The organism is Rickettsia sibirica 246 (genome assembly GCF_000166935.1).
GTDB lineage: Bacteria > Pseudomonadota > Alphaproteobacteria > Rickettsiales > Rickettsiaceae > Rickettsia > Rickettsia rickettsii.
The window spans coordinates 666,937-689,046 of the sequence record NZ_AABW01000001.1 but is presented as its reverse complement, the minus strand read 5'-3'; the positions used below and the strand labels follow the sequence as shown (position 1 = coordinate 689,046).

The following is a 22,110-nucleotide window of genomic DNA, read 5'->3' as shown; positions in this document are numbered from 1 at the left end:
ACATCAAAAAACCAAACAAACATTATGCTACTATACCGAAAATACTTTATAAAAAATATCTTACCGCTGCTTATAGTCGTTACTTTTTCAGTGACTAGTATAGTATGGATAACGCAAATATTAAAACTTTTATATTTATTTGATAAAGGTATAAAAGTTATGGACTTCTTCAGTTTAATAGTTTTAGTACTTCCTACTTTATTATTTATTCTGTTACCGGTAATAATGGTTATTACCGTGATCTATATCTATAATAATTTAAAAGTCGAGCGACAATTAATTATATTACAAACTTCAGGAGTTAATAATGTACAGCTAGCACTGCCTGCTTTATATGTCGCATTAATAGTTATGCTACTTGCTTATTATATATCTTCTAACATCCTGCCGTTATCTCATATAAACTTAAAATCACGTTTAAACTTTATAAAGAATAATTATATCTCAAGTATGATTGAAGAGAAAACTTTTAATAAAGTAACGAAAGATATCACTGTTTTTATAGATAAAAAATCAGCAGGAAATATTATGAACGGCGTAATAATATTTGATAATCGCAACGCTGATAACCCATCAGTAGTATTTGCGGGTTCAGGTACTCTTAATATATATGATAATAGCCCGATTTTTGAACTTAATAAAGGCATAAGACAAGAATATGACGTAAACGGTAATTTAACTCAGTTAACTTTCGATTCTTTAATGATAAAACTGCAAAATGATAATCCTTTAGTATCGCAAAGAACTAAACATAATAAAGAAGCAAACGAATATTATATAAGCGAATTACTTGCCCCTCCTCATGATTTAGCTATTACTAAAAAAATTAAATTAATTGCTGAAGCACATCAAAGAATAATTTGGCCTTTATACAATTTTGTATTACCTTTTGTAGCACTTGCAGTTTTTTTGAGATATCCTTATAGAAAAAAAACAACTTTTATGCCGGTATTATTTTCTGCCTTAACAGTATTGCTAGTTACTTCAATTCATTTTATATTACAAAATTTTGCTTCAAAAAATCTAGATTTTATTTTTGCTTGTTATTTCAATTTGGTTATTGCTTTAACGATCGGATTATATTTATTTGTACGTAAAAGAATATAAATTTATTAGACTACTTTATTCCAAGCTCCACGAGGATTTTGAGTAAAACAATCTATTTTGTTTTCCTGTCCGGTAAATTTATTTATTTTAACTGTTAATTCTTTTAAATCTTCCGGTAAATCAGTTATTATAATTATCCTTTTGAAAACTCTTATATACTCTTTTGCTTGTAAAATTTTTCCTATATCTGTAGGCGAAATAATAACAAGCACACTAGCATTATTAGGATTTTGTAACTCATCAGTAATATAAATCGGCTGTTTTTCAGGCTGCGGGTCAAGTTTACTACCGTGAGGTATAAATTGCTTACGTGAATAAGTCCAAAGATTTTTATTGAGCATTTCTTGTTGATCTGCATCTGCAGTTAATATCACGCTTTTAAGATCAGAGTGATAGCATTTTTCTATCAGAAGCAATATCGATTTTAGAAGCAATTCATCGCTTGTTTGATAAATACTAAATTGCTGCATAAAAATTTTATGTTATTTTTTATGAGAAAATTTAAGTGGTACGGATGAAGGGACTTGAACCCCCACGCCTCACGGCACAAGAACCTAAATCTTGCATGTCTACCAGTTCCATCACATCCGCGTATGGTAATGCCATTCCTGTAAAAGGGTGGCCTTGTTGCATGGATTCTATGTCATTCCTGCCTCTGCGGGAATGACATCAAAGTATTTCCATCAAAAAGTTATAATACACATCATATAATTTTTGTAAATCGCTAATTTTTGTGTATTCGTTTATTTTATGTGCCGTTTCGGATAATAAACCAAACTCTACTAACGGACAATAATTTTTGACGAATCTTGCATCCGACGTACCGCCGCTTGTAGAGAATTCAGGCTTTATTTTAAGCGTATGCTCTACTACTTTAGCAAATTCTTTTATTTTATCGCTAGGGTTCTGAATAAAACTTTCAGCAGAACTACTATATTCTAACTTATAATCTACTTTATATTCTTTACAATGCTGTTTAATAATTTCTTCTACCTGTTTTGCTAAAGTTTCTGCACTATGTAAATTATTAAAACGTATATTGAAAGATGCTTCCGTACTTGCCGGAATTACGTTTGAAGTATTATTACTGACCTCGATATTCGTTACTTCAAGATTTGAACGTTGAAAAAATTCAGTACCTTCATCAAGTTTTATATTTGTTAACTCATTCAATATTATTATTAAGCAAGGCAATGGGTTATTTGCTTTATGAGGATAAGCTACATGCCCGCTTAAGCCTTCTATATTTAATTTAAAGTTAACACTTCCTCTTCTGCCAATCTTAATTGCATCGCCTATTTCTTTTTCACAAGTAGGTTCACCGACAATAGCAAAATTTATCTTATATCCTTGATCATAAATATATTGCAGCATTTCTTTAGTACCATACTTTGCTTTTCCCTCTTCATCACTAGTAAGTAAGAAACTAATGGAACCTTTAAAATCGGTATTATTTTTTATAAAATCTAAACTGGCAGCTAGAAAGCACGCTATAGCCCCTTTCATATCCACCGCACCCCTGCCATATATCTTACCATCTTGCTGGCTAACTTTAAATGGACTCGCATTATGCCAAAGCTCATGATTACCTGCCAACACTACATCTACATGACCAACAAAGCAAATATTAGGCTCATTGCTACCGAAAACAGCATAAAGATTAGTGACTTGCTCACTTTTAGAATCACCGAATATTTTTATTTCGGTCTTAAAGCCGTGCTGTTTAAGCAAATCATTAATATACTCAATAGCCCCATCGCTCTTAGGAGTTACAGACTTAAAACCAATCAAATCTTTTAAGTAGTTAATGTACATCAATTATTGCCAAAGAGAATTTAATGTGGTTTTTAGTTTGTTTTCAAATTGTTTTATATAGTTTTTAAGGTTGTCAATCTTACTTTGATTATTATCAAGCTCTGTTACCATTTTTTGCTGTTCTTCAAGAGGCGGGATAGGAATTTGTAAATCCTCTAAATCTTTCAAATAAACGTGAGGTTGACCTGATCCAGCTTGCTTTTGGTATATTATATTTTGCTGAGATTTTAAAATATAATATAGATATTTAGTTAACAATAGTTTTTCATTAATTGAATAGATTACGTTACAATCTGAAGTCCACATTGGTGAATTATGATACCAAATATATCCAGCATATGCTCCCGATGAAGAAATAGTGATTATGTTACCGTTAAAATTATATTGATTATGTGAATAAGGACTAACCCTACCAGATGCTATTACTGGAATATCCCCCTTAATTGCAGTATTAATGTTAATCATTTTACCTTTTTTACCTACTATTAATGTTGTATACTCCTTATGCTCAAGAGATAAAATATTACTTTTTAATTTATTGATAACGATATCGCCAAATTTAACAATTTCCCATTGTTTATTTATTTCAAAATAAGGATGCCAATTATCTATTATCTGTTTTGCCCCCTCTATTATCTTTTGATAGCTATTCAATTCTTCAATAATTTTCTGTTGTTTTTCTAGAGACAGAAGAGGAATATAAATTGAGTTTATATGTTCTCTATTTAAACCAGGCTGAGCACCTTTATTATAAGCTAAGTTCTTTAAATTTGATTTTGAATTATATCGCTATTTAAACAATAAAATAAATAAGATTGATGTATAATATTCGGTTTCCCTCTAAAAATATAAACATGTTCATTAACCATTACTTCTATTTGCGGTAAAATTTTATTATCTACAAAACACACTTTACCCGTTAATGCTCCGTCTTTACACATTAAAATATCATTGTTTTTCACCAACCCTTTTTAGCTATTTGATAAAAATCGAGATCTATAAAAGGAATTTTAGATAAATTTAATTTTCCATCCTCGCCTGTTTAAATCATTTATACCGACAATTTTTCTTTTTTTATTGTCTAGACGTAATGCCGATATTCTTAACCTCATAAAACCAATATTCTTTTTGATTATTCGGTTTATGTACATCGATAAAATAAAGTATTGACGTTTTTACTCCTGTATAAGGTAAAAAAGTACCTTGCGGTAGAGAGATAACGAGTTGCAGCTTTGCTTTTGATAGTAAAAATTGACGAACAGCAGCGGTGTCTTTTCTGAATAAGAACCCTTCAGGTACTACCAATGCCATTCTACCACCCTCTTTTAAATTTTGCAGGCAATGCAAAACACAAGCAGCATCACCGTTATTTTTTGCAATGCCGTTATTAAAAAGAGAAGTTATATGATTTTCTGTTATAGTTTTGCCGTTTTTGCTAGTTTTTTTAGTGATAATTTGAGAAAATGGCAATTAGTAACAATTACATCAAACTTTAACTGCTGATCAGTTAAGGGTTTAACATCATTAGGGTTCTCAAGACTATTTATTTATGTCCGTCACCATGCAAAATCATATTCATCTTAGCGATTCTAGCGGTTTTGGTTAACTCTCACCCATATAATGTATTAAATCTTAATTTTTCTAAATCTTCATCGGTATTAATTATATTATTTTCTTTGATATAATTAAAAGCTTCAGTTAAGAACCCACCGATACCGAAAAAGGATCATAAATTGTTTCTTTAAATTTAGGATCAACCAAATTAATAATGGTTTTAACGATATTTCTCGGTGTAAAATATTCGCCTAAATCATTTTTCCGTTGATGTAGTTTTTTCTAAGAAATACTCGAATACGTCACCTTTTATATCTGTATCTATCGTAGATAAAATCAGAGGATCAATTGCATCGATAATGTGGCGGAGAGTAATGTAATTGCCTAGAGAAATAGGCGTAAAAACATCACCACCGTATTTATTCTTAATTTGTTCTATAACATAGCTATTAATGTAACCGATAATATCATCGTTTGATTGTGCTTTGATATTATTCCACCAGGATTTTTCGTTGTTTTCACTTAATAATTTTAAGAATAATATATTTGCAAATTCGCTAAATCTTTCTATTTCTGCTCGGAGCCCTTCATTTCTTAAAAGATTATTCAAGTTTTTAAATATTAATATTAATTCTTCACGTGATATTTTAATTTCTTTCGGTATAGTCCAAACTTCATTACTGCTTGCTTCTAAAAAAGCAGATAATAATTCTTTTTCATGTAGTAATTCCCTTACTTCATCACCGATTTAATATAAGCTCTTTATTATTAGCAACAAAACGAGCTTCGCAGTAAGCTCCATTCATTGCGAACACTATAGGTACATCAAGCAATTTTGCATATTCCGTTGCTTGATCTAAAGCTTGCCTTAAATCCACTCCTGCTTTTTTGCTTCTATTATTGCAATAGGTTTATCATTATTACTTTCATATAAGATATGATCAGGTCTTTTTCCGTTTAATCTTGTCTGTTCTGTTTTTGATTTTGGTTTTTGGAAATAAACATTCTTTTTAGTATCATTATCTATATGCAATCCCTTATTTACAAGGTTATTGCTGATAATCCATTCGGTTTGCTGTTCTGCTAACATAAGAATTGCTTAGATATTTTTTTGTAATTAATAATTATATCTTCTTACACTTATTATACAAGCTTATAAAAGTACAAAAAACAACTTTTATAGAGTTAGTTAATGACGGTCTCATGACTTTCTTCTTTTTATTAATAGGTTTAGAGATGAAATTTCACCTAATAGAAGGTGAATATAAAAATAAAAAAACTAATATTACCTGCAGCGGCAGCCCTTGGAGGTGTGGTAATTCTAATATACATGTTTTTTAATTACGATAAACCGGGATTAATAAAAGGATGGGCTATTCCTATCGCAACTGATACTGCTTTTGTCCTTGGTATTTTATCTTTTTTCAGCCGACATATATCTTTAGAATTACGAGCTTTTATTATAGGTTTTTCATTAATTGACGATGCTTTTGCGTTAATTATGCTAGTTTATACTAAAACAATCAATACTCCGGCATTATTAATTTCCTCTATAATTATATTCATCTTGTTTATATTGAATTATCGACAAGTTAAACAATTATTTTATTATATAGTTTATTATTATGGATTAGTATGGTGGAGCCAGGTATTCACGATACCTTATGCAGAGCCATTATAGCACTTTTTATACCTGTTAATATAAAAGGAGAATTTAACACTTCTTTTAAAAAACTTGAAAACTTAACTCGTCCTTTTGTAAATTACTTTATTTTACCGCTTTTTGTATTTATGAATTCCGGTATCCTTTTAGAATATTTTGCATTTAAAGGCATTTGTTCCAACTCAATACTTGCTTTAATTTATGGGATAATATTTGGTTTATTTGTAGGTAAGCAATTAGGTATTATGCTATTTTCATATCCATTTGTAAAATTTAAACTCTGTAACTTACCAAGTGATACTTCATGGTTAAAATTTTATTCTATAGCTATACTTGGAGGGATTAGATTTACCCTAAGTTTATTTATAGGTAGTATTTTACGTTTGAGAGCAGCTGCCCTTCAAACTCTATGAGAGCTGCAGTAATAATAGACTCTTTAATTTCTGCATTATTTGGCGTAGCCGTTCTAAAATATTGTACTGGAAAAGAGTAAAGAAGAAATTAAACGAGTATACTCATTAAATAACGATGATAGGATTTTAATAACACATCATATTTTTGTTTGAAAAAAACAGGATATGGTACTATATAGATATTATTAGAAGAAGGAATCGCTTTTTCAAGCTTATTTAGCATAAAAGGCATATTATAATTATGCTCTACTAAAATTATTGAAGTAAGATTGTAAGTTACAATAAAATCAACCACTTTCTTAATATTATCTTCTTCAGACATTATTTTATTCGGAGCAAATATTACCTGCTGTTCTATAACATTACGTTCCTTTAACAAAATTTTTAATTGCTCTGTAGATTCTATACCAGTAATAAATAATATAGGTGCATAACCTGCCTTAAGCCAAGCAATACCGGTTTCAATTTTATGTCCTCCTCCTGCAAATACTATTATTGCATTAGTGGTATTACTATTAAGCTTATAAGAATTTATTAAATATAAATAATAACCAAAACCACCGACCCAAAGGGCAAAAATTGTGAGTAAAAATTTTCTGATCATTTAAATATTTTATTAAATTCAGTTTGAATAATTTTATCAAATTCAGACATTTCAACATGAATCCCTAACTGATTTAAAGATGTTACTAAAGAATTTTCAAGTCCACAAGGAATAATCCCACTAAACTTACTTAAATCTGTTGAAATATTTATAGCTACACCGTGATATGTAACCCATTTTCTTACTCTAACACCTATTGCAGCAATTTTAGCAAATTCATCTTTCCTTACTTTTACCCAAATTCCTACTTTATCTTTAATAAGATATGCTTTAATTCCAAAATAATTTAAGCTACTTATAATCCATTCTTCAAGCATTTTTATATATAGCTTTAAATCTTTGTGTCGATTTGGTGAAGCTAAATTAAGAATTGGATAAATAACACGCTGACCCGGTCCATGAAAAGTAAATTTACCGCCACGTCCTGTGTAAATTACCGGAATATCACCATAATTTAATAATTCTTCTTGTTTATAATTAGTACCGGCTGTATATACTTCCAAATGTTCAACTAAATAAATAATTTCCGGCTCATGATCACTAATTACTTTGTTAACGTAATCTTCCATTAATTTCAAAGTAACTTGATAATCCACAAAATCCGGTATAGTTATAAATCTTATCATATTAATTCAGATTTATATTTCAATATTAATGCATCTAAAATTGCTATGGTTTCAGCATCCAAATCGCCAGAAAAATTACTAGGACGAAAATGCATTTGAAACGAAATTATAATATCTTTCATTTTAGAATCTAAAATTTCGGTAACTTCAAGTTTATAACCGTATGTAATAAATTTTTGCTGAATTGCTGCAATATCGGTTATGTCGACTTGCGGCAATAGATCGTTAAACACCTGTTCATCATACCAAGCTCCAATATCGTTATCATATAATAGTTTCCAAGGAAATAGCGGGCCAGGGTCCTGTTTTCTACCTGGAGCAATATCAGAATGCCCAACTACTCTAGTAGGTTTAATATCATATCTAGCAATAATCTGTTTACACAAACTTATAACACTATTAATTTGCCTTTCCGAATAGGGTAGCCAAACTATATCATTGTTTTCTGCATTTACTTCAAAAGCAGGATTTACGATTTCAATACCGATTGATGTATCATTAATACGCTCATGACCTTGCCAGTAACTTACTCCAGCATGCCATGCTCTATCACGCTCTTCTACTAATTGAAATATATGTTCAGGGTTTTCATTGTTTATTAAATAATGACTACTTAACTTTTCACCGGTTAGAAAATCTAAAGACTGCTTAAAATCACACTGTGTATAATGTAGCACTAGGAATTTAATACGTTTATCAAATCCCACAGCTCTATAAGATGTTTTATCGATTACTATCATATATAAAAACTTTAAAGGATGTCACTATTGTATGTTTTTTTCTATATAATTCTTGTGAAAGCTTGCTTGCATGGATCGGTAAATCGTCATTGCGAGAAGAATTACACAGTAATTCGACGAAGCAATCTCAGGAAGTGTGTTATTATTTCATGAGATTGCCACGCAGCCTACGGCTGCTCGCAATGACGATTTGGTATCTATATAAAGATAGTCCCAGTATAACAAGAAAAATTTTGATGGTGCCGGATATCGGATTTGAACTGATGACCTACCGCTTACAAGGCGGTTGCTCTACCACTGAGCTAATCCGGCATATTAATATGATTATAGAGAAGAGATATGTGCTGTCATACCCGTGGCTTGACCACAATATCTAGAAAAATAACTTGTAATAGTCAAATTTACTAAATCCTGCAATCAAATAGCGAGAGATGACAGGGGCTGAATTGATCCACACAGTATGCCTGCTCGCAATGACGAAAATACACTATAAACTAAGCTTCTTTAGCTTCCTTTTTACTTAGTCTAGCTTTGCGGTTTTTTGCTTTCACTTCCATTTCCTTTTTAACTTTCTCAGGAAGAGTAACACCCGCTTGCTCAATAAATTTTGCGACTCGCTCAGTTGGTTTAGCACCGGTGCCAAGCCAATATTCTATACGATCTTTTTTTAAAACAACACGCTCACTATTATCTGAAGCAAGCATTGGATCATAAGTTCCGACTTTTTCTAAAAAGTCACCGTCACGAGGTGCTGTTGCGTTAGCTACTACTACACGGTAAAAAGGACGCTTTTTAGCACCGCCTCTAGCTAAACGAATTTTTACTGCCATATTATATTACTTACAATTATTTTATTTTTTCTTCTTTAAAAAGAACATGTTTTCTAACTACTTTATCATACTTACGAAAAGAAAGCTTCTCGGTTTGGGTCTTCGGATTACGTTTCTTTACCCAAAAAACACCTGTGCCGGCAGTACTTACTAGCCTTACCAAAACATTTTTATTTTTCTTTGCCATTAGCTGACACCTTAAATCAAGATATTATTTTATTATTCTAAGAAAAGCAGAATAAAATGAAATTGAAAAATAGTCAAGTAAAAACTAGGCATTGCAAAATAAAGAGAGATAAGTCATTGCGAGCGACTAATAAGGAGCGTGGCAATCCAGTTTTAATTTCCCGAGATTGCCGCACTCCTTGCAGTCGTTCGCAATGACGCCAATTTTTCAAATTAAACGAGTTACCGTCCAAATAAGCGTTCGATATCCTTAAGCTTCAACTCAATATAAGTAGGTCTGCCGTGATTACATTGACCTGAAAGCGGCGTATTTTCCATTTGACGCAGTAAGGCATTCATTTCATCTGCCGATAATTTTCGTCCTGCTCTAATAGAGTAATGACAGGCATAAGTTTCCGTTACATGCTCGATTAACTCTGTCAAAGCTATATTCTTGCCAAAATCCGATAAATGATCGGCGAGATCCTGAATTAACTTTTGTACGTTTACATCTCCAAGGATATTTGGAATTTCAGTTACTATAATAGATTTTTCGCCGAATTTTTCTAGAGTTAAACCAAGTTTATATAGTTTTTCTCTATGGTCATATAAACAATCTGCTTTTTTTTCATTTGGCAGTTCTACTATCTCAGGGATAAGCAAACGCTGTTTGATTAACTCTTCCGTTTTAAGGTAATCTTTTATTTTTTCATACCCTAAACGTTCGTGTGCTGCATGTTGGTCGGTAATCACTATACTATCTTCGGTTTGTGAAATAATATAATTCGTATGAAGTTGTGCCTTAGCTGCCCCAAGTTTATATTGTTTACGGGTTTGCTGTTCATGTTCTATACGATTTTCTACTTCTTGTTCTATTTTAGCATGTGATAATGTATCGATTAATTTTTGACAAACATGATTTTGAGGAACTATATTAAGTGTAGAATGAGTAGTAGGTCTATAATCTGCCGATTTACTATTAACATTTATAACTTTACTTACTGGCGATTGTTTGTTAACTAAAGGATTTTTAAATAACTCAAGAGCATCAGAGGCGATAGTAGTAGAAGTAACATGGCTTTTATTTGTTAAAGCATTTTTAATTGCTTCTATTAATAAGTTTCGCACATAATTCGGGTCATGAAACCTAACCTCTGCTTTTGCCGGATGTACGTTAACGTCAACAAGTTGCGGATCGATTTGTAAGAATATAGCACATATCGGATAACGATCACGAGCTAAATAATCTTGATATGCTACCCTTAAAGCTACCTGTAATAATTTATCTTTTACTGGTCTATTATTAATAAATAAAAACTGATCTTCACTTGAAGCTCTATTATATGTCGGGCTACTAGTATAGCCGCAAATAGAGAAATCAGGTGTTTTGAAGTCTATATAAGCAGCGTTTTTTATAAAATCATCACCTATTACATCAATTATACGCTGTTTTAGGTTAGTTTCAGCATCTTTATTTTGTCCCTTTAGTTTTAATAAATTCTTGCCGTCATGTGTTAAACTAAAAGAAATTTTAGGATGTGCTAGAGCGATTTTCTTAACTACATCTACAGTTGCTGCAAGCTCTGTTTTATCGGCTCTAAGAAATTTTAAACGTGCAGGTGTTGCAAAAAATAAATCACGTATCTCTATTTTAGTACCTTCATTATGAACAGAAATAGTAACTTGTTTTTCATTGCCGCCGATTAACTTAATCTGAAATGCTTTGTCGGCATCTCGTTTTTTAGAAGTAATTAGCATTTTGCTAATAGCAGCAATAGACGGCAGTGCTTCACCCCTAAAACCAAAAGTATTAATATTTAGAAAATCGCTTTCATCAAACTTAGAAGTTGTATGACGTTCAACAGCAATTTCTAATTCCTTATCAGTCATACCGATACCGTCATCGGAAATAATGATTAGATTTTTACCGGCACGTTCTAAAATAATATCTATTTTAGTACTACTTGCATCAACAGCATTTTCAACTAATTCCTTTACTACCGATGCGGGCCTTTCTATAACCTCACCGGCAGCAATTCGGTTGATAGTACTTTCTGACAGAAATTTTATAGTCATTTTGTTACTAGTTTAAATTTCTTACTACAATATGGGCAGATAACTTCTTTTTTTTTTTTATCTATCTCTAAATAAACTTTCGGATGGTCATATGGAAGTTCTTTGCCCTGGCAAGATACAGATGCATCAACGCTATTAACAATTTCCATAGATTTATACATTATTTCTTTAAGTGTAATCTAATATAAGTTACTTTTAAATAAAAGACAAATATTACTTGATTAAATATGTCATCCCGTGACTTGATCAGCTTTGTTGCATGGTTCTAATTTTCTTGTCATTGCGAGGAAATTACGTAAGTAATTGACGAAGCAATCTAGTACCAAAGTTCTGAGATTGTCACGCAGCCTATGGCTCTGCTCGCAATGACGATTTAGCTGGCTGGTACAAGCCACGGTATGACAGTACATATTTTATAAGGAGATAAAATGAAAGACAAAGTAGCAGTTATTACCGATTCTACTAGCGGTATCGGGCTTGAGATAGCAAAACATTTTGCAAAAACGGTTTTGCAAAAGAAGATGAAGTAGCCACAATTTCAGCAGAATTGAAAGAACTTGGGGCAAGGGCTGTATTTTATCAAGGAATAAATTTGGAAAAACCTGATGAAATTCATTCTATGTTTGAGAGGATAATAAAAGAATTCGGTAAAATAAACATATTAGTAAATAATGCAGGTATTCAGCATGTTGCTCCTATCGATGAATTTCCTGAAGATAAATGGGAGCAAATTTTGCGTATAGATTAATAGCATCTTTCTATACTATAAAATACGCAATACAGATTATGAAAAAACGGCTTCAGGCGAATTGTTAATATCGCTTCCGCTCATGCATATGTCGCATCACCTTTCAAGTCGGCATATGTAGCAGTAAAGTATGGTATCCTTGGACTTACCAAAACCATTGCTTTAGAAGTGGCTGAGAATAATATTACAGTTAATGCTATCTGTCCTGGTTACGTCAACACACCATTAGTAAGGAATCAAATAGCAGATACTGCTAAAGCTAGACATATCAGTGAAGAATCAGCGTTAATGTAATCCTTAAATCTCAAGCTACGAAAAAATTTGTAGAAGCTGATGAAATAGCAAACTTAGTAATATTCTTATGTGACAAAAAAGCATCATCAATAACAGGTAGTGGACTCTTGATAGATGGCGGCTGGATGGCACAGTAGTTTTTAATTCTTAATATTTGTTATTTATTGAGAAATAACTAACAATAAAAACTTCTTGCAAAAATTTAATTTACTCCTTTACATTTGAAATAAACCACAATTTATTCAAGGAGGAATTTATGCCAGAAAAAAACATCTACATTTTCAAACTGAAGAAACTGACTTAAATAGAGTAAAATGCCAAATTAATTCATTTTAAAGATGAACTGGGCAGCCCCATAGATGGGCAATTAGTTATAGGAGAAGTTGAAGAAGTAAAAGAAAAAGAATTTTCTAGACCCGTAGAAGTTGAGGTAAAGTGTAATTTGGGTAAGTTTAAAAAAGCTCTAGCCTATCTTGGAATTATTAAAAAGTAGTAAGCAAAGAAGAGAAAATTATAGGCACCCATGAATTAGGCAATTTTACTAATGATAAGAATTCTATAGAGAACTTTTTAAACAACCTAGATTTCTATGAAGAAAAACTTTACGCATATGATCTTAGTGGTACAAAAGTTGGAGAAGTAGGTGATTTTGGTAAAGATGGTAAATTCTTAGATTTAGAAGGTAAAGCTTTACAAAATCAAAATCAGTTTATACAAAAAGGTAGCGGAGTTTACCATTTAAGTATTGCTACAAACGTAAAATATTTTGATAAAGATTTAAAGTATTAAGACTTCAAAAGGTGTTACGAATATTAACACAAAGCCCGAAAAAGTGCTCTTAAAGGTAGCAGAGAAGCTGCAAAAATAGGAAAAAAACTACGAAAACAACAAGAAGAACAGAAATTTGCAGGAATTAAAAAGCCAAAAGGAGCTAAACTTACAAAAGTAGAAATTCCGGTACCACTAGAGGATAACTAGGTTATAAGTGCTTGACCATTATAACGTGTATATTATAATAATTATGACCAAATTAATATGTACGTTATAATAGTCATAATAAATTATGACTATTATTTAGCCTTTTGTATGTCTAATGCTTTGTTGTATGATTCAAGAGATAAATCGTATTTGCCTAATTTTTCCAAAGTAAGGCATTTATTAAGATGTGCTTTATAATCATTGATATTTAATTTAAGTGCTGCATCATTTTAATGCTAAATTATATTTTTTAAGAATTCCTAAAACTATTCCTTTATTCACGTAAGCTCTAAAATCATCAGGATTAAGCTGTATTGTTTTATTATACATTTTAACAGCTAAATCATATTTTTGAAGCCTACTCAAAATTGTTCCTATATTATATATATGTCAGAATAATCTAAATCGTCATCATGCCTATATGTGAGTGCTCTATCATATGCCTCAAGAGCTACTTCGTAATTTCCAAGTTCATCGAATAATTTACTCTTATTAAAATAAGCATCGGAATAATTAGGATCAATTTCAATTGCTTTATTGTATGCTTCAAGTGCTAGTTCGTATTTTTCAAGCTTTCTTAATATTTCTGCTTTATTGTTATAAGCATAAGGATTAATTACCGCTCCTTTATTAAGATAAGCCTGAAAATGATTGGAGTTTAGTGCAATTGCTTTGTTTATAAACTTCAAGGGCCAACTCATATTTTTCAGGAAATCTAAGTCCCAGTATTCTTAGTCTAAATCCATATCCAATATATGCATCATTCGGATTTTGTTTTATAGCTTTATCACATTCTGCTAATTCTTTTTCAAAATCATTTGCAACTGATTCAGGTTGTTTATTAAACAAGAACTTATAACCACAAAAACATATTACTATCACCACAAGAATTAAAATGCCGACAATTAAATATTATAAATTACACTTTATAAATTATGTAACTTGTCTATAATAACTAATTAGTAATTAAGTTATTTAAAGCTCGATGAATAATAGGTCTAAGTTCATTTTTTTATCTGCTATTTCAGGTAATGTACTCGAATATTATGACTTTACGGTATATTCAGTTTTTTCGCTGATTATTGGACAAGTTTTTTTTCCAGGCGAATCAGAATTCATTAGAATTCTTCTAAGCCTTGGAGTATTTGCGGTTGGCTTTCTGACAAGACCGATAGGAGGCATATTATTCGGTTATATCGGTGATAGATACGGTAGACGTATCGCTTTAATAATCTCGATGCTAGGTATGACTATTCCGACCTTTATTATGGGTCTCATACCCTCATATGCAAGTATTGGGATTTATGCCCCTATAACTCTAGTTATAATGCGGCTTATTCAAGGTTTATGTATTAGTGGTGAAGGAACGGGAGCGGCTATTTTTATCCTTGAACATAGTCAAAATTTAAGACCGGGTTTTACGGCAGGTTTAGTACATGGTTCAAATATCGCCGGTACCTTAATTGCAACATTTATCGGTATTATAATAGAACGTTATTTCTCTCATATAGATTTTGCTTGGCGTTTTGCTTTTCTGCTTGGCGGATTTATGGGTCTTGCAGGATTTTACTTGCGATTGCGCGTATCGGAAACACCGATTTTTAAAATGCTTGAGAAAAAGAAACAAGTTCTTAAAGCACCTTTTTCCAATGTAATTAGAACTGCTTGGAGATCGATGTTTTTAACTATGTGTATAGGTGCTATCGCTAGCAGCGTTATGTATTTAGTAAAAACATATATAAATGTTTTCTATTATAATGTAATGCATCTTAGTAATACTATTGCTTTATCATATTTAGCGTATAGTTCGTTTATTGCGATGATAGCGATGCCGCTTGCCGGCGGTACTGCCGATATTATCGGAAAATTTAAAATGGCAATACTTGTTGGTGTTGCTATCTTGATATTGATTTTACCGACCATGTTACTTATGTCGACAGAAGAGATGTGGCAACAAATTATAGCTCTTACAATGCTTGGTATGCTCGCAGGAAGCATAGCAGGTACAGCTTATATACTCGTTATATCCTTGTTTACGGCAGAACAAAGATTTACCGGTGTTGCTTTCAGCTACAATTTTGCAATAGCGGTATTCGGCGGAACTTCACCTATTATTTCTCGTTGGCTTGTAGAGTGCACAGGCTTATTTTATGCTCCGGCTTTTTATATTATGATCATTGCTGCCGTATTTTTAGTGATTATGTATATTATGAGGAAAGTAATTAAATCGTTGCTTAATAATTATGAACATAGAAAATAAAGAAATAACAAGTAGTTGGTTTACTAATTTACGTGATTTATTGTGCAAAGAATTTGAAAAAATCGAAGAAGAATATGCACAAACCAAAGGTTTAAAACCGGCTAAGTTTGTACGCTCAAGCTGGCAACGTAATGGCGGCGGTGGCGGTGTCATGTCTCTCATGAAAGGAGCAGTATTTGAAAAAGTCGGGGTTAATATATCTACCGTATTTGGTAAAATTTCTCCCGAATTCCGCAACGAAATTCCAGGAGCAGAGCTAGACGGGAAATTCTTTGCAACAGGCATTTCATTAGTCGCACATCTTAAATCGCCGCTAATTCCCGCTATGCATTTTAATACTCGTTATATAGAAACTTCTAAAAGTTGGTTTGGCGGCGGTGGCGATTTAACACCTTTTTATCCGGAAAAAAACGAAACTGTAAAGTTTCATGCAGCTTTTAAAGAAGCATGCGATAAGTATGATTCTAGCTATTATCCTAAATTCAAAAAGCAATGTGATGAATATTTTTATCTAAAGCATAGAAAAGAGCCGAGAGGAGTAGGCGGAATATTCTATGATTACTTAAATAACGGTAATTTTGAACAGGATTTTGCCTTTACACAGGACGTAGGTAAGGCTTTGTTGTCGGTATATCCTGAAATCGTTAGAAGTAAGTTATTTTTACCTTGGACAGCTGAGCAGAAAGAATACCAGCTTATAAGGCGAGGTAGATATGTAGAATTTAATTTGCTATATGACCGCGGTACTAAATTCGGCTTAATGACCGATGGAAATGTCGAAGCAATATTAATGTCGTTGCCACCTGAAGTAAAGTTTAATTGACTTTTTTAAAATCATAACCGGAATGGCAAAATGCTATTTCGGTGTGTTGAAACTTCTGTCAAAAGTGAGAGTATTTTCCACAAAACCAATGCAATCCTTGGTTTATAGTGAAATACATTGAATAGGTGATATTTATAAGAAATATTTTATTTTTTTAAGGATATAGCGAATGCCAACCCATTTCTGTTGAGATTACTTTTTTACCAGTTTTATTTTCCAAGACCGTTTTAGCGTTTTTAGCTATACTTCCTCCTATTTTACCTGTAACCTTATTTTCTTCCATTCCTGTTGCATTATTAGTTTCTACTATCTGACGAGTAGATAATTCAGCAAGAGCAGTAAAAATTAATTCTACTTCATTCATGTAATCACGTAAATTTTGATTTGTTAAGCCCTTTATATTTTTTTGTGTTCTTTAAGTTATACCAGCCCATTCTTGATAAATAATATTAGTTAATATAGCAAATTCATTCTCTTTTGTTACTTCATGGTTTTTCCAGTAATACAGTCTGTTATATATTTTTTTCCATCTGTGGCAGTTAATTTCAGTCCGTGACAGTTTGTCATGACCTCACTTTTTTCTTCGTTTAACCTTTGTTTTAGTTTTCTTCAATAAGCTCCAGGGTCACTACTATCAGTTAATGCTCCTACTACGTCGACTATTGAAAACCACCATTTGTTATTATGCAAAATTCTTCTAATGGTTTTATCTTTAAAGATTACTAACTTATTAAGTTTATCGCTATTATTCATAATGTTCCATATTATTTTTTATGAATTATAGATATTCTAAATAAATTTTACATTAGAAATAAAAAATCTTTTAGATAAATAAATTATTAGTTTAAAATAAGTTATAGATTGACTTTTAAAGGAAGTTAGGTATAAACTTTAACTGAAATAGTAAAACACTATTTCGGGGTTTAGCAATCTCTACCAAAAGTCAGCTATAATAGGAATGTCCAGAGCTTAAAAGCAATGCTTTAGTTTAATTAATCGGGAGTAACTACATATCCAACCAAACTAACAAGAGCCTACCTGAACTCGTAGCAGAGTTTACTTCAAAAGAAAATATTGACGAAACACAATCTTAGAAGTTTGTTATTATTTCTTGCTCGCAATGACGATATATCTTTAACAATCCCTTTTCAAATAACAAAGAGTATACTAGTCAAATGGTTTCACTATAACCATAATCACTGCAACAATCATGCAAATAGCCGGAATCTCATTAACTATGCGATAAAATTTTTCTGAATGGACATTCTTACCATTTGCAAAATCTTTTCGCCATCTTGCAAGTAAACCGTGAAATATCACTAAAACTAATACTGCAAACATTTTAATGTGAAACCAAGTATCAAGAGCAACAAATCCGTAAATATGAGCATTTATTAAACCAAAAATAAATGTGCTAATCATTGCTGGATTCATAATGAACCTGAGTAATTTTAGTTCCATTACTTGTAAAGTACTATCTAGCTCACTACCTATTTTAGCTTTGATATGATAAACATATATTCTAGGTAAATAAAGAAGCCCTGCCATCCAACATATAGCAGATATCAGATGAACTGACTTAAACCATAGATAGTAACTTGCCATTCTTTTCCTTATTAACTTGTTAATTTACACAAACATTTAGTAAATTCGTTTGGACATATTCTTGTACTAGAGCTACTCATAACTAAATTAGTATCAACCTTATTAATAAATCGCAGCAATATATTTGTCAAACTATTAATAAAAATTTTATTTGTTCCAAGTGTCGGAATTCGGGTATATTGAATTTCATATTTATCTGCGATTAATTTATATTCAATATCAAGCTCTACTAGTGTTTCAACATGCTCGGATACAAAGGATATAGGTACGATAATTATGTCTTTTTTTAACTTTCCTGCTAGCTCTATTTCATCTTCCGTATTCGGTTTTAACCACTCTATAGGTCCTACTCTACTTTGATAAGTTATCTTATAATCTAGATCTTTTATATTTAATTCTTTAACTATTGCTTGTACTGTTTCTTTTATCTGAAAACTATAAGGATCGCCTGCTTTTATTATTTTTTCGGGTAACCCGTGAGCAGAAAATAATATACGAAAATTTTTATCGTATAGTTTTTCTTTAATTAATGAAACATGGGCTTTTATAAAATCTTTTTCTAGAGGATAACAGCAAATTGTTTTAATTGGAATATCAATATCAAGGTTTTGTAAAAAATTTTTAACCGATGATCCTGTCGTAGTACTTGAAAATTGAGAATATAGAGGCAATAATATTATTTCGCTTGGATTATATTTTTTTATTTGACCTATTACTTCTTTAGCAAACGGTGCTGAATACCTCATATTTATAAAAATAGCGAAATCTTCTTTTATAAGTTGCTTTAGCTTTTCGGTTAGTGCTAATTTCTGCTCCTCTGTTTCCTGAAGTAAAGAAGATTTACCACCGATTAAAGAATAAATTTTTTGAGATTTTTTCTCTCTAGTAATAGAAATTATTTTAGCGATAATATAACGCAAAGGATTTGGTAGATTAATTATAGCTTTGTCATAGAATAGATTAAATAGAAAAGGCTTCACTGATTTAAGGTTTTTTGGACCGCCTAAATTAAAAAGTACTATTGCTATTCTTTTCTTCATATAACCTAACATATTCTGTCAAAAATTCTACATTTTCCGTAGGTGTTTCAGGCAAAATACCATGTCCTAAATTAAAGATAAAATTCTTTCCTTTCATTACCTGAAGAATTTTATAAGTTTTTTCTTTAATAATTTCTTTATTAGTTAATAATACAACCGGATCTAAATTACCTTGTACTATTACTTTATCACTCCACTCTTTCATTTTTTCAAGAGGGACCATTTGATCTACGGCTAAAACATCTATCGGTACTTCTTTTATAAATTTTTCGTACAATAATCCTGCTCCTTTAGGAAAAGCAATTATAGGAGTTTTTGGAAAAACTTCTTTTACTTTTAGTATAATCTTTTTTGTCGGCTCTATTACAAATTCAGTAAATTCCTCTTCTGCAAGTACTCCTGACCATGAATCAAAAAGCTTTAAAACATCTGCTCCAGATTTTGCTTGATTTATAAGATGATCAGCTGTTTTTTCCGTAATAAAATTTAATAATTCTTCAGCAAGTATTTTATTTTCATATATGAATTTTTTGCTCGTTTTAAAATCCTGTTTTCCTTTCCCTTCTAGCATGTAACTCATCACTGTCCAAGGACTACCTGCAAATCCTATTAAAGAAATGGGGGATGGTAATTCTTTTTTTACTTTTTTTATTATTTCATAAACCTTTTCTAATTTATAATTCGGATTGATTTGCAGATATTTAAAATCTTCTTGTGATTTGAACTGCTTTAATATAGGCCCTATATTTTCTTTAAAATCCACTTCCCATCCAAGAGCATGAGGTAAAACTAATATATCGGAAAAAATAATAGCTGCATCAAATCCATAACGTTTTATCGGTTGTAAGGTTACTTCTGTTGCTTTGCTAACATCATAACAAAAATCTAGAAAATTTTTTGTTGTTTCTCTTACTTTTTTATATTCCGGCAAATATCTACCTGCTTGACGCATAAACCAAATAGGTACTTTATTATTATTTCCTTTTAACGGATTTATAATTTGCTTCATGCTATTACTAAAAATATTAAAATAATAAATATATTTATTATTTGTTGTTTATATAAATAGAATTATGTAGATTAAGTGTTTTAAACAGAGTTATCAACAAAATTTTCATTAAAATTTTCTTAAAAATATAGGTATTTTTAATTATTATTCACATAAGTTTGTAATGAATTTATACAAGTGGATAATTAAGTGTAAAATTCATTTATAGCTTAGAAAAGACTATTTTTTCAAAGAAAAATGATATTTATTCACAATTTTATCCACAAACTATTTATTTAAAAGAAAATACACTAGATTTACTTGATTTAATAAGGATTTGAGGAAATTTTTAATAGGTTTTAATAGGAAAAATAATAAGTTATTAAAAAATTTATCCACAATTACATGTGTAAAGTATGACAAAGCTAATTATTCACTTAGTTTCAGACTCTTCCGTGCAAACTGCAAAATGTACAGCAAATTCTGCCCTTGCACAATTTACTTCCGTAAAACCAAAATTATATCATTGGCCAATGATTAGAAATTTGGAATTGCTAAATGAAGTATTAAGTAAAATAGAATATAAACATGGGATAGTATTATACACGATTGCCGATCAAGAACTCCGAAAAACTTTAACGAAATTTTGCTATGAATTAAAAATTCCATGTATTTCTGTAATAGGTAAAATTATTAAAGAAATGTCTGTTTTTTCAGGTATTGAAATAGAAAAAGAACAGAATTACAATTATAAATTTGATAAAACTTATTTTGATACACTTAATGCCATAGATTATGCTATAAGACATGATGACGGACAAATGCTTAATGAATTATCAGAGGCTGATATAATATTAATAGGTCCTTCTAGAACTTCTAAGACACCGACTTCCGTATTTCTAGCGTATAACGGTTTAAAAGCTGCCAATATTCCTTATGTTTATAATTGCCCCTTTCCTGATTTTATAGAAAAAGATATAGATCAATTGGTAGTAGGACTCGTTATTAATCCAAATAGGTTAATTGAGATAAGAGAAGCTAGATTAAATCTATTACAAATTAACGAAAATAAAAGCTATACGGATTTTAATATAGTACAAAAAGAGTGTCTAAAAGTCAGAAAAATTTGTGATCAAAGAAATTGGCCGGTAATTGATGTGTCGACTAGATCAATAGAGGAAACAGCAGCTTTAATAATGCGAATATATTATAATAGAAAAAATAAATATAATAAATAAAAAGATTTTCATTATTTACAAGTAGAAGCCTGTACTTTATAATTTTATTTATAAATATAGATGTTGTCCATATGAATCCGAAAGCAACACTATGTCATTCCTAGCTAAAAGTGACTTTGTTGCATAGATTGAAAAACCTACTCGATGTCATCCCCGCCTACACGCGGGAATGACATAAAAGCTATATGGACAATGCTACAAAAACATAGAGGAATTTATGGCAAATAACGTAATGGATAGCTCTTTTAAAAAGGAAGTATTAGAATCGGATTTACCTGTACTGGTTGATTTTTGGGCAGAATGGTGCGGACCGTGTAAAATGTTAACACCGATAATAGATGAAATCAGTAAAGAATTACAAGGCAAAGTAAAAGTACTTAAAATGAATATTGATGAAAATCCTAACACTCCTTCAGAATACGGTATTCGTAGTATTCCAACGATAATGTTATTTAAAAATGGTGAACAAAAAGATACTAAAATAGGTTTGCAACAAAAAAATTCTCTTTTAGATTGGATTAATAAATCTATTTAATATTTATT

At 31.0% G+C, this 22,110-nt stretch carries 29 protein-coding genes, 2 tRNA genes and 3 pseudogenes; 8 read left to right on the top strand and 26 right to left on the bottom strand.

The genetic code is table 11. From position 1 onward, the window contains the following. Nucleotides 1-24 precede the first annotated feature (24 nt). Nucleotides 25-1,107, top strand: coding sequence for an LptF/LptG family permease (locus RSIB_RS02520; RefSeq protein WP_026053134.1), 1,083 nt, complete (start codon nucleotides 25-27; stop codon nucleotides 1,105-1,107). Between the two features lie 5 nt (nucleotides 1,108-1,112). Here the strand turns inward: RSIB_RS02520 and RSIB_RS02525 are convergent, their stop codons facing one another. From RSIB_RS02525 to RSIB_RS02550, 10 genes are all read right to left on the bottom strand, one after another. Continuing rightward, a complete protein-coding gene (locus RSIB_RS02525) occupies nucleotides 1,113-1,577 on the bottom strand; it encodes a DNA polymerase III subunit chi (protein WP_004997101.1) in 465 nt (154 codons plus the stop codon). A gap of 36 nt (nucleotides 1,578-1,613) precedes the next feature. After that, nucleotides 1,614-1,698, bottom strand: a tRNA-Leu gene (locus RSIB_RS06135). Between the two features lie 78 nt (nucleotides 1,699-1,776). Next, on the bottom strand, nucleotides 1,777-2,922 hold the full coding sequence (gene dapE / locus RSIB_RS02530; RefSeq protein ID WP_004997096.1) for a succinyl-diaminopimelate desuccinylase: 1,146 nt from the start codon (nucleotides 2,920-2,922) through the stop codon (nucleotides 1,777-1,779). 3 nt (nucleotides 2,923-2,925) lie between these two features. Continuing rightward, entirely contained in the window at nucleotides 2,926-3,576 is a 651-nt protein-coding gene (locus RSIB_RS07930) for a restriction endonuclease subunit S (protein WP_004997092.1), read from the bottom strand. Nucleotides 3,577-3,686: 110 nt separating this feature from the next. Then, entirely contained in the window at nucleotides 3,687-3,884 is a 198-nt protein-coding gene (locus RSIB_RS02535; RefSeq protein WP_016728404.1) for a restriction endonuclease subunit S domain-containing protein, read from the bottom strand. Nucleotides 3,885-3,996: 112 nt separating this feature from the next. Continuing rightward, nucleotides 3,997-4,392: an HsdM family class I SAM-dependent methyltransferase gene (locus RSIB_RS02540; RefSeq protein ID WP_004997089.1), complete on the bottom strand. Its 396-nt coding sequence runs from the start codon at nucleotides 4,390-4,392 to the stop codon at nucleotides 3,997-3,999. Nucleotides 4,393-4,620: 228 nt separating this feature from the next. Beyond that, complete coding sequence (locus RSIB_RS09825; RefSeq protein ID WP_237737644.1) at nucleotides 4,621-4,692, bottom strand: hypothetical protein; 72 nt, start codon at nucleotides 4,690-4,692, stop codon at nucleotides 4,621-4,623. A gap of 40 nt (nucleotides 4,693-4,732) precedes the next feature. Further along, on the bottom strand, nucleotides 4,733-5,086 hold the full coding sequence (locus RSIB_RS02545; protein WP_004997087.1) for a type I restriction-modification system subunit M: 354 nt from the start codon (nucleotides 5,084-5,086) through the stop codon (nucleotides 4,733-4,735). A 130-nt stretch (nucleotides 5,087-5,216) separates the two neighbouring features. Next, nucleotides 5,217-5,354 (bottom strand): hypothetical protein, encoded by a 138-nt coding sequence (locus tag RSIB_RS06125; RefSeq protein ID WP_016728405.1) that lies wholly within the window; start codon nucleotides 5,352-5,354, stop codon nucleotides 5,217-5,219. Continuing rightward, nucleotides 5,345-5,566: a hypothetical protein gene (locus tag RSIB_RS02550; RefSeq protein WP_004997086.1), complete on the bottom strand. Its 222-nt coding sequence runs from the start codon at nucleotides 5,564-5,566 to the stop codon at nucleotides 5,345-5,347. Before RSIB_RS02550 ends, RSIB_RS06125 begins: the two co-directional genes overlap by 10 nt. A 113-nt stretch (nucleotides 5,567-5,679) precedes the next feature. On the opposite strand from RSIB_RS02550, the pseudogene RSIB_RS09395 reads away from it, so the two are divergent. Next, nucleotides 5,680-6,552: pseudogene (locus RSIB_RS09395) on the top strand (Na+/H+ antiporter NhaA). 88 nt (nucleotides 6,553-6,640) lie between these two features. Here the strand turns inward: RSIB_RS09395 and RSIB_RS02565 are convergent. From RSIB_RS02565 to RSIB_RS07915, 8 genes are all read right to left on the bottom strand, one after another. Beyond that, nucleotides 6,641-7,156, bottom strand: a complete 516-nt coding sequence (locus RSIB_RS02565; protein ID WP_004997083.1) for a YdcF family protein — start codon at nucleotides 7,154-7,156, stop codon at nucleotides 6,641-6,643. Next, entirely contained in the window at nucleotides 7,153-7,782 is a 630-nt protein-coding gene (gene lipB, locus RSIB_RS02570) for a lipoyl(octanoyl) transferase LipB (RefSeq protein WP_004997082.1), read from the bottom strand. Before lipB ends, RSIB_RS02565 begins: the two co-directional genes overlap by 4 nt. After that, the gene (locus RSIB_RS02575; RefSeq protein ID WP_004997081.1) at nucleotides 7,779-8,522 is read right to left on the bottom strand and encodes an N-acetylmuramoyl-L-alanine amidase; all 744 of its coding nucleotides are present in this window, start codon (nucleotides 8,520-8,522) and stop codon (nucleotides 7,779-7,781) included. The genes lipB and RSIB_RS02575 overlap by 4 nt, the downstream gene beginning before the upstream one ends. Nucleotides 8,523-8,759: 237 nt before the next feature. After that, a tRNA-Thr gene (locus RSIB_RS06110) sits at nucleotides 8,760-8,834 on the bottom strand. Between the two features lie 182 nt (nucleotides 8,835-9,016). Beyond that, nucleotides 9,017-9,352, bottom strand: coding sequence for a 30S ribosomal protein S16 (rpsP, locus tag RSIB_RS02580; RefSeq protein ID WP_004997078.1), 336 nt, complete (start codon nucleotides 9,350-9,352; stop codon nucleotides 9,017-9,019). Between the two features lie 16 nt (nucleotides 9,353-9,368). Continuing rightward, on the bottom strand, nucleotides 9,369-9,539 hold the full coding sequence (gene rpmG, locus RSIB_RS02585) for a 50S ribosomal protein L33 (RefSeq protein WP_004997072.1): 171 nt from the start codon (nucleotides 9,537-9,539) through the stop codon (nucleotides 9,369-9,371). 221 nt (nucleotides 9,540-9,760) lie between these two features. Continuing rightward, complete coding sequence (mutL, locus tag RSIB_RS02590; protein WP_004997048.1) at nucleotides 9,761-11,593, bottom strand: DNA mismatch repair endonuclease MutL; 1,833 nt, start codon at nucleotides 11,591-11,593, stop codon at nucleotides 9,761-9,763. Then, nucleotides 11,590-11,754, bottom strand: a complete 165-nt coding sequence (locus RSIB_RS07915; RefSeq protein ID WP_004997046.1) for a zinc-finger domain-containing protein — start codon at nucleotides 11,752-11,754, stop codon at nucleotides 11,590-11,592. The genes mutL and RSIB_RS07915 overlap by 4 nt, the downstream gene beginning before the upstream one ends. Before the next feature lie 386 nt (nucleotides 11,755-12,140). On the opposite strand from RSIB_RS07915, the pseudogene RSIB_RS09815 reads away from it, so the two are divergent. Next, nucleotides 12,141-12,635 (top strand): annotated as a pseudogene (locus RSIB_RS09815) (SDR family NAD(P)-dependent oxidoreductase). Beyond that, a complete protein-coding gene (locus RSIB_RS10600) occupies nucleotides 12,620-12,772 on the top strand; it encodes an SDR family oxidoreductase (RefSeq protein WP_410527973.1) in 153 nt (50 codons plus the stop codon). The pseudogene RSIB_RS09815 and the gene RSIB_RS10600 overlap by 16 nt, the downstream one beginning before the upstream one ends. 933 nt (nucleotides 12,773-13,705) lie before the next feature. Here the strand turns inward: RSIB_RS10600 and RSIB_RS10595 are convergent. The 3 genes and pseudogenes from RSIB_RS10595 to RSIB_RS02600 form a co-directional block, all read right to left on the bottom strand. Next, complete coding sequence (locus tag RSIB_RS10595; protein WP_155809220.1) at nucleotides 13,706-13,819, bottom strand: tetratricopeptide repeat protein; 114 nt, start codon at nucleotides 13,817-13,819, stop codon at nucleotides 13,706-13,708. A 19-nt stretch (nucleotides 13,820-13,838) separates the two neighbouring features. Continuing rightward, a complete protein-coding gene (locus RSIB_RS07900; RefSeq protein WP_016926668.1) occupies nucleotides 13,839-13,979 on the bottom strand; it encodes a tetratricopeptide repeat protein in 141 nt (46 codons plus the stop codon). Between the two features lie 8 nt (nucleotides 13,980-13,987). Then, nucleotides 13,988-14,462, bottom strand: a pseudogene (locus RSIB_RS02600) (tetratricopeptide repeat protein). 136 nt (nucleotides 14,463-14,598) lie between these two features. On the opposite strand from RSIB_RS02600, the gene RSIB_RS02605 reads away from it, so the two are divergent. Beyond that, nucleotides 14,599-15,873 (top strand): MFS transporter, encoded by a 1,275-nt coding sequence (locus tag RSIB_RS02605; RefSeq protein ID WP_004997039.1) that lies wholly within the window; start codon nucleotides 14,599-14,601, stop codon nucleotides 15,871-15,873. Then, complete coding sequence (gene hemF, locus RSIB_RS02610) at nucleotides 15,857-16,696, top strand: oxygen-dependent coproporphyrinogen oxidase (protein ID WP_004997036.1); 840 nt, start codon at nucleotides 15,857-15,859, stop codon at nucleotides 16,694-16,696. The genes RSIB_RS02605 and hemF overlap by 17 nt, the downstream gene beginning before the upstream one ends. Nucleotides 16,697-16,850: 154 nt before the next feature. Here hemF and RSIB_RS02615 read toward each other — a convergent pair whose 3' ends face one another. The 5 genes from RSIB_RS02615 to hemE all read right to left on the bottom strand — a co-directional run bounded on the left by RSIB_RS02615 (nucleotide 16,851) and on the right by hemE (nucleotide 20,350). Then, a complete protein-coding gene (locus RSIB_RS02615) occupies nucleotides 16,851-17,060 on the bottom strand; it encodes a hypothetical protein (RefSeq protein WP_004997034.1) in 210 nt (69 codons plus the stop codon). A gap of 245 nt (nucleotides 17,061-17,305) precedes the next feature. Beyond that, nucleotides 17,306-17,449, bottom strand: coding sequence for a BRO-N domain-containing protein (locus RSIB_RS09160; protein WP_016728408.1), 144 nt, complete (start codon nucleotides 17,447-17,449; stop codon nucleotides 17,306-17,308). Nucleotides 17,450-17,863: 414 nt separating this feature from the next. Continuing rightward, nucleotides 17,864-18,301 (bottom strand): protoporphyrinogen oxidase HemJ, encoded by a 438-nt coding sequence (gene hemJ, locus RSIB_RS02620; protein WP_004997032.1) that lies wholly within the window; start codon nucleotides 18,299-18,301, stop codon nucleotides 17,864-17,866. Nucleotides 18,302-18,312: 11 nt separating this feature from the next. Further along, the gene (gene hemH, locus RSIB_RS02625) at nucleotides 18,313-19,353 is read right to left on the bottom strand and encodes a ferrochelatase (RefSeq protein WP_004997028.1); all 1,041 of its coding nucleotides are present in this window, start codon (nucleotides 19,351-19,353) and stop codon (nucleotides 18,313-18,315) included. After that, nucleotides 19,310-20,350, bottom strand: a complete 1,041-nt coding sequence (gene hemE / locus RSIB_RS02630; RefSeq protein WP_004997025.1) for a uroporphyrinogen decarboxylase — start codon at nucleotides 20,348-20,350, stop codon at nucleotides 19,310-19,312. Before hemE ends, hemH begins: the two co-directional genes overlap by 44 nt. A gap of 395 nt (nucleotides 20,351-20,745) precedes the next feature. Here hemE and RSIB_RS02635 point away from each other — a divergent pair, with 395 nt between their 5' ends. Continuing rightward, nucleotides 20,746-21,567 (top strand): pyruvate, water dikinase regulatory protein, encoded by an 822-nt coding sequence (locus RSIB_RS02635; protein ID WP_004997018.1) that lies wholly within the window; start codon nucleotides 20,746-20,748, stop codon nucleotides 21,565-21,567. Between the two features lie 217 nt (nucleotides 21,568-21,784). Beyond that, nucleotides 21,785-22,102, top strand: coding sequence for a thioredoxin (gene trxA / locus RSIB_RS02640; RefSeq protein WP_004997015.1), 318 nt, complete (start codon nucleotides 21,785-21,787; stop codon nucleotides 22,100-22,102). Nucleotides 22,103-22,110: the final 8 nt, after the last annotated feature.

Bases quoted from the DNA above. Each gene is read 5' to 3' on its own strand.
- RSIB_RS02520 (WP_026053134.1), top strand. From the start codon at position 25: ATGCTACTATACCGAAAATACTTTATAAAAAATATCTTACCGCTGCTT.
- RSIB_RS02525 (WP_004997101.1), bottom strand. From the start codon at position 1,577: ATGCAGCAATTTAGTATTTATCAAACAAGCGATGAATTGCTTCTAAAA.
- dapE (WP_004997096.1), bottom strand. From the start codon at position 2,922: ATGTACATTAACTACTTAAAAGATTTGATTGGTTTTAAGTCTGTAACT.
- RSIB_RS02550 (WP_004997086.1), bottom strand. From the start codon at position 5,566: ATGTTAGCAGAACAGCAAACCGAATGGATTATCAGCAATAACCTTGTA.
- RSIB_RS02565 (WP_004997083.1), bottom strand. From the start codon at position 7,156: ATGATCAGAAAATTTTTACTCACAATTTTTGCCCTTTGGGTCGGTGGT.
- lipB (WP_004997082.1), bottom strand. From the start codon at position 7,782: ATGATAAGATTTATAACTATACCGGATTTTGTGGATTATCAAGTTACT.
- RSIB_RS02575 (WP_004997081.1), bottom strand. From the start codon at position 8,522: ATGATAGTAATCGATAAAACATCTTATAGAGCTGTGGGATTTGATAAA.
- rpsP (WP_004997078.1), bottom strand. From the start codon at position 9,352: ATGGCAGTAAAAATTCGTTTAGCTAGAGGCGGTGCTAAAAAGCGTCCT.
- rpmG (WP_004997072.1), bottom strand. From the start codon at position 9,539: ATGGCAAAGAAAAATAAAAATGTTTTGGTAAGGCTAGTAAGTACTGCC.
- mutL (WP_004997048.1), bottom strand. From the start codon at position 11,593: ATGACTATAAAATTTCTGTCAGAAAGTACTATCAACCGAATTGCTGCC.
- RSIB_RS07915 (WP_004997046.1), bottom strand. From the start codon at position 11,754: ATGTATAAATCTATGGAAATTGTTAATAGCGTTGATGCATCTGTATCT.
- RSIB_RS02605 (WP_004997039.1), top strand. From the start codon at position 14,599: ATGAATAATAGGTCTAAGTTCATTTTTTTATCTGCTATTTCAGGTAAT.
- hemF (WP_004997036.1), top strand. From the start codon at position 15,857: ATGAACATAGAAAATAAAGAAATAACAAGTAGTTGGTTTACTAATTTA.
- RSIB_RS02615 (WP_004997034.1), bottom strand. From the start codon at position 17,060: ATGAATGAAGTAGAATTAATTTTTACTGCTCTTGCTGAATTATCTACT.
- RSIB_RS09160 (WP_016728408.1), bottom strand. From the start codon at position 17,449: ATGAATAATAGCGATAAACTTAATAAGTTAGTAATCTTTAAAGATAAA.
- hemJ (WP_004997032.1), bottom strand. From the start codon at position 18,301: ATGGCAAGTTACTATCTATGGTTTAAGTCAGTTCATCTGATATCTGCT.
- hemH (WP_004997028.1), bottom strand. From the start codon at position 19,353: ATGTTAGGTTATATGAAGAAAAGAATAGCAATAGTACTTTTTAATTTA.
- hemE (WP_004997025.1), bottom strand. From the start codon at position 20,350: ATGAAGCAAATTATAAATCCGTTAAAAGGAAATAATAATAAAGTACCT.
- RSIB_RS02635 (WP_004997018.1), top strand. From the start codon at position 20,746: ATGACAAAGCTAATTATTCACTTAGTTTCAGACTCTTCCGTGCAAACT.
- trxA (WP_004997015.1), top strand. From the start codon at position 21,785: ATGGCAAATAACGTAATGGATAGCTCTTTTAAAAAGGAAGTATTAGAA.